Origin of the sequence: Mycobacterium parascrofulaceum ATCC BAA-614, from assembly GCF_000164135.1 — a bacterium.
Taxonomy (GTDB): Bacteria; Actinomycetota; Actinomycetes; order Mycobacteriales; family Mycobacteriaceae; genus Mycobacterium; species Mycobacterium parascrofulaceum.
In genome coordinates this window covers 495681-509333 of the sequence record NZ_GG770555.1, presented here as the reverse complement: position 1 = coordinate 509333, position 13653 = coordinate 495681, and the positions used below count along the sequence as shown (strand labels likewise).

The 13653-nt window shown below is 69.8% G+C and carries 8 protein-coding genes and 2 pseudogenes; 9 read left to right on the top strand and 1 reads right to left on the bottom strand.

What is annotated here, in order from left to right; genetic code table 11:
- The 3 genes and pseudogenes from HMPREF0591_RS17820 to HMPREF0591_RS17810 all read left to right on the top strand — a co-directional run.
- A pseudogene (locus tag HMPREF0591_RS17820) lies at nt 1–182 on the top strand (M56 family metallopeptidase); the annotation flags it as partial.
- A 101-nt stretch (nt 183–283) separates the two neighbouring features.
- On the top strand, nt 284–1753 hold the full coding sequence (gene gndA, locus HMPREF0591_RS17815; protein ID WP_007170025.1) for an NADP-dependent phosphogluconate dehydrogenase: 1470 nt from the start codon (nt 284–286) through the stop codon (nt 1751–1753).
- A 19-nt stretch (nt 1754–1772) separates the two neighbouring features.
- Nucleotides 1773–3209, top strand: a complete 1437-nt coding sequence (locus tag HMPREF0591_RS17810) for a GuaB1 family IMP dehydrogenase-related protein (protein ID WP_007170024.1) — start codon at nt 1773–1775, stop codon at nt 3207–3209.
- A gap of 45 nt (nt 3210–3254) precedes the next feature.
- Here HMPREF0591_RS17810 and HMPREF0591_RS17805 read toward each other — a convergent pair whose 3' ends face one another.
- Nucleotides 3255–3881 (bottom strand): GNAT family N-acetyltransferase, encoded by a 627-nt coding sequence (locus HMPREF0591_RS17805; protein WP_007170023.1) that lies wholly within the window; start codon nt 3879–3881, stop codon nt 3255–3257.
- Nucleotides 3882–4181: 300 nt separating this feature from the next.
- Here HMPREF0591_RS17805 and HMPREF0591_RS17800 point away from each other — a divergent pair, with 300 nt between their 5' ends.
- From HMPREF0591_RS17800 to HMPREF0591_RS17775, 6 genes and pseudogenes are all read left to right on the top strand, one after another.
- Nucleotides 4182–5549 (top strand): hemolysin family protein, encoded by a 1368-nt coding sequence (locus HMPREF0591_RS17800; protein ID WP_007170022.1) that lies wholly within the window; start codon nt 4182–4184, stop codon nt 5547–5549.
- Nucleotides 5546–6586, top strand: coding sequence for a hemolysin family protein (locus HMPREF0591_RS17795; RefSeq protein ID WP_007170021.1), 1041 nt, complete (start codon nt 5546–5548; stop codon nt 6584–6586). Before HMPREF0591_RS17800 ends, HMPREF0591_RS17795 begins: the two co-directional genes overlap by 4 nt.
- A 272-nt stretch (nt 6587–6858) precedes the next feature.
- A complete protein-coding gene (locus tag HMPREF0591_RS17790; RefSeq protein WP_007170019.1) occupies nt 6859–9054 on the top strand; it encodes a malate synthase G in 2196 nt (731 codons plus the stop codon).
- A 108-nt stretch (nt 9055–9162) separates the two neighbouring features.
- Nucleotides 9163–11244, top strand: a complete 2082-nt coding sequence (locus HMPREF0591_RS17785; RefSeq protein WP_007170018.1) for a substrate-binding domain-containing protein — start codon at nt 9163–9165, stop codon at nt 11242–11244.
- Between the two features lie 222 nt (nt 11245–11466).
- Nucleotides 11467–12720: a 3-oxoacyl-ACP synthase KasB gene (kasB, locus tag HMPREF0591_RS17780; protein WP_007170017.1), complete on the top strand. Its 1254-nt coding sequence runs from the start codon at nt 11467–11469 to the stop codon at nt 12718–12720.
- A gap of 69 nt (nt 12721–12789) precedes the next feature.
- Nucleotides 12790–13648 (top strand): annotated as a pseudogene (locus HMPREF0591_RS17775) (haloalkane dehalogenase).
- The last annotated feature ends 5 nt before the right edge of the window (nt 13649–13653 follow it).

The following is a 13653-nucleotide window of genomic DNA, read 5'->3' as shown; positions in this document are numbered from 1 at the left end:
CGGGCGCCCTGGCCGCGGGCGGCACCAGCACGGTGGTCCGCGTGCGCCGGCTGGGCGGGGGCGGCAACAGCCTGGCGCTGTCGGCCGCCGCGTACCTGGCCGCGGCGGCGGTGTTCGTGGTGCCGACGATCGCGCTGGCCGTGCCGTGGCTCACGGAGTTGCGGCGCCTGTTCAACCTCTGAGGCAGCATCGGGCCAGCACCCCGGGCGGCCGCTGGTCCGCTGTGCCACAGTGTCACCGAAAGCTTTTCGGCAAACGTTCTTTCCGATTGAGAGGCGAAGACATGGGTTCGTCGGATTCCGCCCCGAATGCCAACACCGCTACCGCGCAGATCGGCGTCACCGGCCTCGCGGTGATGGGCTCGAACATCGCGCGCAATTTCGCCCGGCACGGCTACACCGTGGCGCTGCACAACCGGTCGGTCGCGAAGACCGACGCGCTGCTCAAGGAACACGGCGGCGACGGCAACTTCGTGCGGTCGGAATCCATCGCCGAGTTCCTGGACGCGCTGGAGAAGCCGCGGCGGGTGCTCATCATGGTCAAGGCCGGCGACCCCACCGACGCCGTGATCAACGAGCTCGCCGACGCCATGGAGGAAGGCGACATCATCATCGACGGCGGCAACGCCCTCTACACCGACACCATCCGCCGCGAGAAGGCGATGCGCGAGCGCGGGCTGCACTTCGTCGGCGCCGGCATCTCCGGCGGCGAGGAGGGCGCGCTCAACGGGCCGTCGATCATGCCGGGCGGGCCCGCCGAGTCGTACGAGTCGCTGGGCCCGCTGCTCGAGGAGATCTCCGCCCACGTCGACGGCGTGCCGTGCTGCACCCACATCGGGCCCGACGGCGCCGGCCACTTCGTCAAGATGGTGCACAACGGCATCGAGTACTCCGACATGCAGCTGATCGGCGAGGCCTACCAGCTGCTGCGCGACGGCCTGGGCAAGACCGCCGAGCAGATCGCCGACGTGTTCGACGAGTGGAACTCCGGCGATCTGGACAGCTTCCTGGTCGAGATCACCGCCCAGGTGCTGCGCCAGACCGACGCGAAAACCGGCAAGCCGCTCGTCGACGTCATCCTCGACGAGGCCGAGCAGAAGGGCACCGGTCGCTGGACGGTCAAGTCGGCCCTGGACCTCGGTGTCCCGGTGACCGGCATCGCCGAGGCCGTGTTCGCCCGCGCCCTGTCGGGTTCGGTGACCCAGCGCAAGGCCACCACCGGGCTGGCCTCCGGCGAACTGGGTGCAAATCCGACCGATGCGAAGCAGTTCACCGAGGACGTCCGCCAGGCCCTGTATGCGTCCAAGATCATCGCGTACGCGCAGGGCTTCAACCAGATTCAGGCCGGCAGCGCCGAATACGGCTGGGGCATCACCCCGGGCGACCTGGCCACCATCTGGCGCGGCGGCTGCATCATCCGCGCCAAGTTCCTCAACCGCATCAAGGACGCGTTCGACGAAGACCCCGACCTGCCGACGCTGATCGTCGCGCCGTATTTCCGCAGCGCGATCGAGGCGGCGATCGACGGGTGGCGCCGGGTGGTCGTGACCGCCACGCAGCTGGGCATCCCCATCCCCGGCTTCTCCTCCGCGCTGTCTTACTACGACGCCCTGCGCACCGAGCGGCTGCCCGCCGCACTGACCCAGGGCCTGCGCGACTTCTTCGGCGCCCACACCTACGGCCGCATCGACGACGACCCGGACAAGCGCTTCCACACGCTCTGGAGCGGGGACCGCAGCGAGGTGCCCGCGTAATCCTGGAAGACTGGAAGGCGTGCGGTTCCTCGACGGGCATCGGCCCGGCTACGACCTGACCTACAACGACGTCTTCATCATGCCGAACAGGTCGGAGGTCGCCTCGCGCTTCGACGTCGACCTGTCCACCGACGACGGCTCGGGCACCACCATCCCGGTGGTGGTGGCCAACATGACCGCCGTGGCCGGCCGGCGGATGGCCGAGACGGTCGCGCGGCGCGGTGGGCTGGTCGTCCTGCCCCAGGACCTCCCGATCACCGCGGTGCAGCAGACGGTGGAGTTCGTCAAGAGCCGGGACCTCGTCCTGGACACCCCGGTGGTGCTCGCTCCCGACGATTCGGTGTCCGATGCGACCGCGCTGATCCACAAGCGCGCGCACGGCGTCGCCGTCGTCGTCTTCGAGGGCCGCCCGATGGGTCTGGTCAGCGAATCGTGTTGCCTCGGCGTGGACCGCTTCACCCGGGTGCGCGACGTCGCGACCACCGACTTCGTCACCGCCCCGGTCGGCACCGACCCGCGCAAGATCTTCGACCTGCTCGAGCACGCCCCGATCGGGGTCGCGGTGGTGACGAACGCCGACGGCACCCTGGCCGGCGTGCTGACCCGCACCGGGGCCGTCCGCACCGGCCTGTACACCCCGGCGGTCGACGCCCATGGGCGGCTGCGGGTGGGCGCCGCCGTCGGCATCAACGGCGACGTGGGGGCCAAGGCGCGCTCCCTGGTCGAAGCGGGCGTCGACGTGCTGGTCATCGACACCGCGCACGGGTACCAGGTCAAGACGCTCGACGCCATCCGCACGATCTCCTCGCTCGAGCTCGGCGTGCCGCTGGTGGCAGGCAACGTGGTCTCGGCGGAGGGCACCCGCGACCTGCTCGCCGCCGGGGCGAACATCGTGAAGGTCGGGGTCGGTCCGGGCGCGATGTGCACCACCCGGATGATGACCGCCGTTGGGCGTCCCCAATTCTCCGCGGTGGTCGAATGCGCTTCGGCGGCAAGGGAATTGGGCGGCCACGTGTGGGCGGACGGCGGTGTCCGGCATCCGCGCGACGTGGCGCTGGCCCTGGTGGCCGGGGCGTCCAACGTGATGATCGGGTCGTGGTTCGCCGGCACCTACGAGTCGCCCGGCGACCTGATGCGCGACCGCGACGACCAGCCCTACAAGGAGAGCTACGGCATGGCGTCCAAGCGGGCGGTGGTCGCCCGCAGCGCCGCCGACACGGCGTTCGACCGCGCCCGCAAGGCGCTGTTCGAGGAAGGCATTTCGACCTCGCGGATGGGCCTCGACCCCGACCGCGGCGGCGTCGAGGACCTGATCGACCACATCACCTCGGGCGTGCGCAGCACGTGCACCTATGTCGGCGCCGCCGACCTGACGGATCTTTACGAGCGGGCCGTCGTCGGGGTGCAGTCGACCGCCGGCTTCGCCGAGGGCCACCCGCTGCCGTTGGGCTGGTGACGCGCCCGGCACCAGCAAACGCGTCCCCCCTGACCGTCGGCGGACCTACGCGTCGGCGACGGGGCGCTCGAGCGCGTACAGCGACATGCGCCGGTTCCGGGTGTCGTGCTCGCCGAGGAACGTGCATCCGACGGACTCGCACAGGCGGCGCGCCGAGGTGTTGCGGTGATCGGGGTCGAACATGATGCGCCGGCAGCGGGGCTCGCGGGCGAAGACGCTGGCGACGATGCGCGGCAGCAGCGTCAAGCCCAGTCCGCGGTTCACCAGGGCCGGTTCGGCGATGGCCGCGTGCAGGCCCAGGTCGCAGGGCTCGGCATCGTAGTATCGTGAAATGAGATCCTTTGCTCCCCAATATAATTCGAGATAGGCGCAATCCTTGCCGCGGATGCTTCCCAGGATCGGCAGCGAATACGTCCCGTCGAGCTGGGCGCCCAGATGCCGCTCCCATCGCGGCGCCGGCCAGTCGTATTCCCAGGCCGCGGCCAGGTGGGGCCGGTTCATCCAGTCCGACACCAGGCCCGCGTCCCCGCGCCGCGCGATGCGCAGCGCGAACGGCGGATCCAGCGCGGGAACCGGCGGCCGGGGCATGCGCGCGATCTCGTCGGCGATGTCGAAGCGCTCGCGCGGAAGCACCTGGGCCGGATGGGTTTCGGGTGGGGCCTCGGACGCCATAGTGCGCAGAGCCTACCGGAGTAAGGTTAGCCAACCCATAGTCGGGTCGGGTCGGTCGCCGGGGCCGGCATCGCCGAAAACCATGGTCGATTGGCGGTGCGGCGGACCGGGCTACCATGAGTCAGCAAAGACCGAGACGAACCCGTCCGGATCGGTCGTGGGCAGTGAAGGGATCGACGTGCCGCAGGCACCCGTGCAGGCCATGGGCTTGTCGGCGCGGCGGCCGTCGCAGGAGCCGGCCGATGCGGAGCCCTCCCCGGCCCGTCGGTCGGGGCCACCGGCCGCCGGGCGGCGTGACCGATGAACGTCACCCTGACCGTGATCAGCGTCGTGGCCATCGCGGTGCTCATCTTCGGCAACGCGATCTTCGTCGCGGCCGAATTCTCGCTCACGACGCTGGACCGCAGCGCGGTGGAGGCGAACGCCCGGGGCGGCGGCCGCCGCGACCGGGCCATCCGCCGCGCCCACCAGAAGCTCTCGTTTCAGCTGTCCGGCGCCCAACTGGGCATCTCGGCCACCACGCTGGCGGCCGGCTACCTGACCGACCCGATGCTGGCCAACCTGCCGCACCCGTGGTTCGACGCGATCGGGATATCCGACCGGGCGGCCGACGCGATCATGGCCTTCCTGGCGCTGGTCATCGTCACCTCGGTGTCGATGGTGTTCGGCGAGCTGGTCCCGAAATACCTGGCCGTCGCGCGGCCGCTGTCCACCGCGCGGGCCGTGGTGGGCGTTCAGCTGCTCTTCTCGCTGTTGTTCACGCCGGCCATCCGGCTCACCAACGGCGTGGCCAACTGGATCGTGCGCCGACTGGGCGTCGAACCGGCCGAGGAACTGCGATCGGCGCGGTCCCCGCAGGAGCTGCTGTCCCTGGTGCGGTCGTCGGCGCGCAGCGGCTCCCTGGACCCGGCCACCGCGGCGCTGGTGCGGCGCTCCCTGCAGTTCGGTGCCCTGACCGCCGAGGAGCTGATGACGCCCCGGTCGAAGATCGTGGCGCTGCAGACCGACGACACCGTCGCCGACCTGGTCGCCGCGGCCGCCGAGTCCGGGTTCTCCCGGTTCCCGATCGTCGACGGTGACCTCGACGAAACGGTCGGCATCGCGCACGTCAAGCAGGTGCTGGCGATTCCGGCGGCCGACCGGGCGCGCACGCCGCTGACCAGGGTGGCGCAACCCGTCCCGGCGGTGCCGTCGACCCTGGACGGCGACGCCGTGATGGCCGAGATCCGCGCCAACCCGCTGCAGACCGCGATGGTCGTCGACGAATACGGCGGCACCGCGGGCATGGTGACCGTCGAGGACCTGATCGAAGAGATCGTCGGCGACGTCCGCGACGAGCACGACGACGCCACCCCGGATGTGGTGGCGGCCGGAACCGGCTGGCGCGTCTCGGGTTTGCTGCGCATCGACGAGGTGGCCAGCGCCACCGGCTTCCGGGCCCCCGAGGGGCCGTACGAGACCATCGGCGGGCTGGCGCTGCGCGAGTTCGGCCACATCCCGGTGGCCGGCGAAACGGTGAAGTTGCCGGCCCTGGACGCCGACGGGCTGTTGGACACCTCGCTGCGCTGGCAGGCGACCGTGATCCGGATGGACGGCCGCCGGATCGACCTGCTGGAGCTGATCGAGCTGCGCGGTGACGACGACGCCCCGGCGGGGGGATCCCGATGAACGACACCCTGGGCGTGGTGCTGGCCATCCTGCTGATCGGCGTGAACGCCTTCTTCGTCGGGGCGGAATTCTCGTTGATCTCGGCGCGGCGCGACCGCCTCGAGGCGCTCGCCGAACAGGGCAAAGCCCGGGCCGTGACGGTGATGCGCGCCGGCGAGCAGCTCCCGGCGATGCTGGCCGGCGCCCAGCTCGGCATCACGGCGGCCTCCCTGCTGCTCGGGCGGATCGGCGAGTCCGCGGTTTCCAGCCTGTTGCGCACGGCGCTGGGCCTGACCGGCATTCACCCGACGCTGCTGCACACGTTGTCGTTCGCGATCGCGCTGGCGATCGTGGTGACGCTGCACGTGCTGCTCGGCGAGATGGTGCCCAAGAACATCGCGCTGGCCGGGCCCGAGCGCACGGCCATGCTGCTGGTGCCGCCCTACCTGGCCTACGTGCGGGCCGCGCGGCCGTTCATCGTGTTCTACAACAGGTGCGCCAGCGTGGTGGTCCGCGCCCTGGGCGTGGAACCCAGGGAAGAGCTCGAGATCACCGTCTCCCCCGTCGAACTGAGCGAAATGATCGCCGAATCCGAATCCGAGGGGCTGCTGGACCGCGAGGAGCACAGCCGGCTGACCCGGGCGCTGCAGATCGGCACCCGCGTGGTCGGCGACGTGGCGGTTCCGCTCGCCGATGTCCACGCCGTGCCGGTGGCCGCCGCCGGCACCGGGCCGACGATCGGCGCGGTCGAGCAAGCCCTGGCCCGGACCGGCTACTCGCGATTTCCCGTCGCCAACGTCAACGGCGACTTCGTCGGGTACCTGCACATCAAGGACATGCTGACGCTCGGTGACGATCCGCGGACGGTGATCGACCTCGCGATGGTTCGCCCCCTGCCGCGCCTGCCCAGGTCGCTGCCGCTGGCCGACGCCCTGTCGCGGATGCGCCGCAGCAACAGCCACCTGGCGCTGGTGACCGGCGCCGGCGGGGTCGTCGTCGCGATGGTGGCGATGGAAGACCTGGTGGAAGACCTCGTCGGCACGATGCGCGACGTATAGGGGCCACGGGGTGGGCTGTGGTGAGCCCGTATGATTTTCAACGGCTACCAGTCAAGAAAGTGCTGGAGGGCGCAGGATCCCCGGCGCGCGAATGCGTTGCTGGAATTCGATTCCCGGGCTCGCCGCAGCGGCATGGTTGGAGCTGCCAGCGCGGCCTGACCTGGTGTGGCGAGTTGGGCGGATACGCTCACCGGGCCGCTGCTCGGTACGCTGAAGACATTGCCACTCCAAGCCAATGGCGGCTTGGTGAGGCTTCATTTTGGAGGAGAAACATGACTGATCGCGTGTCGGCGGGGAACCTGCGCGTCGCCCGAGTGCTCTACGACTTCGTGAACAACGAGGCCCTGCCCGGCACCGACATCGACCCGGACAGCTTCTGGGCCGGAGTCGACAAAGTCGTCACCGACCTCACGCCGAAGAACCAGGAGCTGCTGAACCGCCGCGACGAGCTGCAGGCCCAGATCGACAAGTGGCACCGGCAACGCGTGATCGAGCCGTTCGACGTCGACGCCTACCGCCAGTTCATCACCGACATCGGTTACCTGCTGCCCGAACCCGAGGACTTCACCATCACGACCTCGGGTGTCGACGACGAGATCACCACGACCGCGGGCCCCCAGCTGGTGGTGCCGGTGCTCAACGCCCGCTTCGCGCTGAACGCCGCGAACGCGCGCTGGGGTTCGCTCTACGACGCCCTCTACGGCACCGACGTCATCCCCGAGGATGACGGGGCCGAAAAGGGCACCAGCTACAACAAGGTCCGCGGCGACAAGGTCATCGCGTACGCGCGCAACTTCCTCGACCAGGCCGTGCCGCTGGAGTCCGGCTCCTGGGCCGACGCGACGGGCCTGTCCGTCGACGACGGCCAGCTGAAGGTCGCGACCGCCGACGGGTCCGTCGGCCTGGCCGGCCCGGAGAAGTTCGCCGGCTACACCGGCGAGCTCGGCTCCCCCGACTGGTCGGTGCTGCTGGTCAATCACGGCCTGCACATCGAGATCCTCGTCGACCCCGAATCGCCGGTCGGCAAGACCGACCGCGCCGGCATCAAGGACGTGGTCCTGGAGTCCGCCGTCACGACGATCATGGACTTCGAGGACTCGGTGGCCGCCGTCGACGCCGACGACAAGGTGCTGGGCTACCGCAACTGGCTCGGGCTGAACAAGGGTGACCTGTCCGAAGAGGTCGACAAGGGCGGCAAGACCTTCACCCGCGTGCTCAACCAGGACCGCACGTACACCACGCCCGACGGTGCCGGCGAGCTAACCCTGCCCGGCCGCAGCCTGCTGTTCGTCCGCAACGTCGGGCATCTGATGACGAACGACGCCATCGTGGACGCCGAGGGCAATGAGGTGTTCGAGGGCATCATGGATGCGCTGTTCACCGGCCTCACCGCGATCCACGGGCTCAAGACGGGCTCCGAAAACGGCCCGCTGGCCAACAGCCGCACCGGGTCGATCTACATCGTGAAGCCCAAGATGCACGGGCCCGACGAGGTCGCCTTCACCTGCGAGCTGTTCAGCCGCGTCGAAGACGTCCTGGGCCTGCCGCAGGCCACCCTCAAGGTGGGCATCATGGACGAGGAGCGGCGCACCACCGTCAACCTCAAGGCGTGCATCAAGGCCGCGGCCGACCGTGTGGTGTTCATCAACACCGGATTCCTGGACCGCACCGGCGACGAAATCCACACGTCGATGGAGGCCGGCCCGATGATCCGCAAGGGCGCGATGAAGAACAGCACCTGGATCAAGGCCTACGAGGACGCCAACGTCGACATCGGCCTGGCCGCCGGGTTCAAGGGCAAGGCGCAGATCGGCAAGGGCATGTGGGCGATGACCGAGCTGATGGCCGACATGGTGGAACAGAAGATCGGCCAGCCCAAGGCCGGCGCCACCACCGCCTGGGTGCCGTCGCCGACGGCGGCCACCCTGCACGCGATGCACTACCACTACGTCGACGTGGGTGCCGTGCAGGAGGAGCTGGCCGGCCAGCAGCGCACCACGATCGACGAACTGCTGACCATCCCGCTGGCCAAGGAACTGGCCTGGGCTCCCGAGGAGATCCGCGAGGAGCTCGACAACAACTGCCAGTCGATCCTCGGGTACGTGGTGCGCTGGGTCGCCCAGGGCGTCGGCTGCTCGAAGGTGCCCGACATCCACGACGTGGCCCTCATGGAAGACCGTGCCACGCTGCGGATCTCGAGCCAGCTGCTGGCCAACTGGCTGCGCCACGGCGTGATCACCGAAGAGGACGTGCGGGCCAGCCTGGAGCGGATGGCGCCGCTGGTCGACGAGCAGAACGCCAAGGACGCGGCGTACCTGCCGATGGCCCCCAACTTCGACGACAGCCTGGCCTTCCTGGCCGCGCAGGACCTGATCCTCACCGGGACGCAGCAGCCGAACGGCTACACCGAGCCGATCCTGCATCGCCGTCGGCGTGAGGTGAAGGCCCGCGCGGCGCAATCAAATTGAGCCCGTGCCTTGATCCCGCTCAGCGGGCATTGATGCCGCTGATCGCTAAGATCAGCGGCGGGTTGACAACAAGTCGGATGGATCGACGGAAAGGCGACGGGCACCGCTATGGGTAGGCACAGTTTGCCCGACCCTGAGGACTCCGTCGGCGGGCCGCACGAAAGCGGCGAGACGGAGCGCGATCGTCGGGACGCCGTCACCGAAGACCACGCGGACCACGCGGACGACGGTGACTGTCCTCCCGACGACGACCGCTATGCGGACGACGACTATGCCGACGATGACCGCTACGTCGACGAATATGCGGACGAAGAACCCTATGCCGACGAGGACGCGTTCGCCGACGGCGCCGGCGACGAGTACCCGGAGTTTCCGCCGCGGCGGTCCGGCCCGTCGAGCGCCGAGCCGCCGGCCGCATCGCCGTCGCTGTTCGCCCGCGGCCACCGGGGCCTCGGCGAGTGGCGCGGCGGCCACCGCAGCGAGGGCGGGCGCCGGGGGGTCAGCGTCGGCGTGATCGTGGCCCTCGTCGCCGTGATCGTGGTGGTGGGCACCGTCATCCTGTGGAGTTTCTTCGGCGACGCGTTGTCCAACCGCTCGCACCGGGCCGCCGGGCGTTGCGTGGGCGGCAAGGAGACCGTCGCCGTCATCGCCGACCCCTCGATCGCCGACGCGGTGCGGCAGTTCGCCGAGAGCTACAACTCCTCGGCCGGCCCGGTCGGTGACCATTGCATGGAGGTCAGTGTCAAGCCGGCCGGCTCCGACGCGGTGCTGAACGGCTTCATCGGCAAGTGGCCCGCCGAGCTGAGCGGGCAGCCGGCGTTGTGGATTCCGGGCAGCTCGGTCTCGGCGGCTCGGCTCGCCGGGGCGATGGCGCAGAAGACGATCACCGACAGCCGCTCACTGGTGACGTCGCCGGTGGTGCTGGCCGTCCGGCCCGAACTCCAGCCGGCCCTGGCCGGTCAGAACTGGGCGGCGCTGCCCGGGCTGCAGACCAACCCGAACGGCCTGGCCGGACTGAACCTGCCGGGTTGGGGGTCGCTGCGGCTGGCGCTGCCGATGAAGGGCAACGGTGACGCGGCGTTCTTGGCCGGGGAGGCGGTCGCGGCGGCTTCGGTGCCCGCCGGTGCGCCGGCGACGCAGGGCACCGGCGCGGTGCGCGCCCTGCTGAGCGGGCAACCCAAACTGGCGGACAACTCGCTGACCGAGGCGATGAACGCGTTGCTGAAGCCCGGTGACGCGGCGACCGCCCCGGTGCACGCGGTCGTCACCACCGAGCAGCAGCTGTTCCAGCGGGGCCAGTCCCTGCCGGACGCCAAGAGCGCGCTGGCCTCGTGGCTGCCGCCCGGGCCGGTCCCGGTCGCCGACTATCCCACGGTGCTGCTCAGTGGCTCGTGGCTGACGCAGGAGCAGACGTCGGCCGCCAGCGAGTTCGCCCGCTTCATGCACAAGCCGCACCAGCTCGACAAGCTGGCCAAGGCCGGCTTCCGGGTCAACGGCGTCACGCCGCCGAGTAGCCCGGTCACCACGTTCCCCGCGCTGCCGGCGACGCTGTCGGTGGGCGACGAGGCGATGCGCGCGACGCTGGCCGAGGCCATGGCCACCCCGTCGAGCGGGCTGGCCGCCACCATCATGCTCGACCAGTCCATGCCCGGCCAGGAGGGCGGAAAGACCCGGCTGGCGAACGTGATCGCGGCGCTGCAGGACAAGATCAAGGCGCTGCCGCCCACCTCGGTGGTCGGACTGTGGACGTTCGACGGCCACGAGGGACGCTCCGAGGTGCCCGGCGGTCCCCTGAGCGACCCGGTCAACGGCCAGCCGCGCTCGGCGGCGCTGACGGCCGCGTTGGACAAGCAGTACTCGTCGCCGGGCGGTGCGGTGTCGTTCACCACGCTGCGCATGATCTACCAGGACCTGCAGGCCAATTACCGGGCGGGCCAGATCAACTCGATCCTGGTCATCACCGCCGGCCCGCACACCGACCAGACCCTGGACGGCGCCGGGTTGCAGGATTTCATCCGCAAGAGTGCTGATCCGGCGAAACCCATCGCGGTGAACGTCATCGACTTCGGCGCCGACCCGGACCGCGCCACGTGGGAGGCCGTCGCCCAGCTCAGCGGCGGCGGCTACCAGAACCTGACCACCTCGGCGTCGCCCGAGCTGGCCGCGGCCCTCAACGCCTTCCTGAGCTGAGGCGCGGCGACGGCAAGCGAACGTTTGGGCGGGGCTTCACGGTCGGCACGGCGACTTGCCGCTAGGCTCGATCGAGGTCGATTCCACGGCCGACGCTATGGGGAGCAGTGCGAAGGTTTTCCGGATGGGTGCCTTGCGTTCCATCCGGAGGGTGCCCCCGATGACGCGCGGGTTTGTGCAGACGACCGGGGTGGCGCCGCGAAAGGATGATCCACGACAGCAATGACGAAAATGATCACTGGGCAAGCACTTCCGGACGTGGTTGTCACCGGCATCGCCATGACCACCGCGTTGGCCACCGACGCGGAGACCACCTGGAAGTTGCTGCTCGACCGCCAAAGCGGAATCCGCGAGCTCGACGACCCGTTCGTGAAGGAGTTCGACCTGCCGGTTCGCATCGGCGGCCACCTGCTGGAGGAATTCGACAGCGAGCTGAATCCCGCCGAGCTGCGCAGGACCGGTTACCTGGCGCGGATGTCGACCGTCGTCAACCGGCGGGCCTGGGACCACGCCGGCTCCCCCGAGGTCGATCCCAACCGCCTGCTGGTGTCCATCGGCACCGGCTTCGGCTCCGGCGAGGAGCTGGTGTTCACCCGCGACACCCTGCGCGCCCGCGGCGTCAAGGCGGTCTCGCCGCTGGCCGTCAGCAAGTACATGCCCGACGCCGCCGCGCAGGCGGTGGGACTGGAACGGCACGCCAGGGCCGGCGTGATGACGCCGGTGTCGGCGTGCGCGTCGGGTTCGGAGGCCATCGCCCGCGCCTGGCAGGCGATCGTCTTCGGCGAGGCGGACGTCGCCATCTGCGGCGGCGTCGAGACCAGGATCGAGGCCGTGCCGATCGCCGCCTTCGCGAACATGCGGATCGTGATGTCGACCAACAACGAAAACCCCGCCGGTGCGTGCCGCCCGTTCGACAAGGACCGCGACGGATTCGTGTTCGGCGAGGCCGGCGCGTTGATGGTGCTCGAGACCGAGGAACACGCCAAGGCCCGCGGGGCGCGGATCCTGGCACGGCTGATGGGCGCCGGCGTCACGTCCGACGGCTACCACATGGTGGCCCCGGACCCCAGCGGGAACCGCGCGGGCCACGCGATGACCCGCGCCATCCAGCTGGCGGGCCTCACGCCCGGCGACATCGACCACGTCAACGCCCACGCCACCGGAACGCAGATCGGTGACCTGGCCGAGGGCAAGGCCATCAACAACGCGCTGGGCGCCAACAGGCCGGCGGTGTACGCGCCCAAATCCGCGCTGGGGCATTCGGTCGGCGCGGTCGGCGCGGTGGAGTCGATCCTCACGGTGCTGGCGTTGCGCGATCAGGTGGTGCCGCCGACGCTGAATCTGGAGAACCTCGACCCGGAAATCGATTTGGACGTGGTGTCCGGTAATCCCCGGCGGGGCAACTACCGCTACGCCATCAACAACTCGTTCGGGTTCGGCGGGCACAACGTCGCCCTGGCCTTCGGCCGGTACTGACGCGTCGCCGCCCGCGGCATGTCACACCGCGGGCCTAGCATCGTGGGCGCCTACCGAAGAAGGAGCGCCATGAGCATCGATTTCACGCCCGACCCCACGCTCTACCCCTTCCAGTCGCGCTGGTTCGACAGCTCGCGGGGCCGCATGCACTACATCGACGAAGGCACCGGACCCCCACTGTTGCTGTTCCACGGCAACCCGACGTGGAGCTTCCTGTACCGCAACATCGTCCTCGCGCTGCGTGACCGGTTCCGCTGCATCGCTCCGGACTACCTCGGGTTCGGGCTCTCGGACCGGCCCGCGGGGTTCGGGTACCATCGAGGAGCATGCCCGCGTGGTCGGCGAATTCGTCGACCACCTCGAGCTGGACGGCTATGTGACGATGGGCCAGGACTGGGGCGGACCGATCAGCATGGCGGTCGCGGTGGAGCGGGCCTAGCGGGTGCGCGGCATCGTGCTGGGTAACACCTGGTTCTGGCCGGCGGACGACTTCGCGCCCAAGCTGTTCAGCCGGGTGATGTCAAGTCCCCCAATGCAATACGCGATCCTGCGGCACAACTTCTTCGTCGAGCGTCTCATCCCCGCGGGCACCGAACACCGCCCGAGCGACGCGGTGATGGAGCACTACCGGGCCGTGCAGCCCAGCCCCGACGCCCGCAAGGGCGTCGCCGAGATGCCCAAGCAGATCCTGGCCGCCCATCCCCTGCTGGCGCGCCTCGCCCGCGAGGTGCCGGCCAAGCTGGGCGCCAAACCCGCCCTGTTCGTCTGGGGCATGAAGGACTTCGCGTTCCGGCAGGGCCCGACCCTCCCGCGCATGCGGGCGGCGTTCCCCGACCACGTCCTGGTTGAGCTGCCCACCGCCAAGCACTTCATCCAGGAGGACGCCCCGGATCGGATCGCCGCGGCGATCGTCGAGCGTTTCGGCTGAACTTC

Bases quoted from the DNA above. Each gene is read 5' to 3' on its own strand.
- gndA (WP_007170025.1), top strand. From the start codon at position 284: ATGGGTTCGTCGGATTCCGCCCCGAATGCCAACACCGCTACCGCGCAG.
- HMPREF0591_RS17790 (WP_007170019.1), top strand. From the start codon at position 6,859: ATGACTGATCGCGTGTCGGCGGGGAACCTGCGCGTCGCCCGAGTGCTC.
- kasB (WP_007170017.1), top strand. From the start codon at position 11,467: ATGACGAAAATGATCACTGGGCAAGCACTTCCGGACGTGGTTGTCACC.
- HMPREF0591_RS17785 (WP_007170018.1), top strand. From the start codon at position 9,163: ATGGGTAGGCACAGTTTGCCCGACCCTGAGGACTCCGTCGGCGGGCCG.
- HMPREF0591_RS17805 (WP_007170023.1), bottom strand. From the start codon at position 3,881: ATGGCGTCCGAGGCCCCACCCGAAACCCATCCGGCCCAGGTGCTTCCG.
- HMPREF0591_RS17800 (WP_007170022.1), top strand. From the start codon at position 4,182: ATGAACGTCACCCTGACCGTGATCAGCGTCGTGGCCATCGCGGTGCTC.
- HMPREF0591_RS17795 (WP_007170021.1), top strand. From the start codon at position 5,546: ATGAACGACACCCTGGGCGTGGTGCTGGCCATCCTGCTGATCGGCGTG.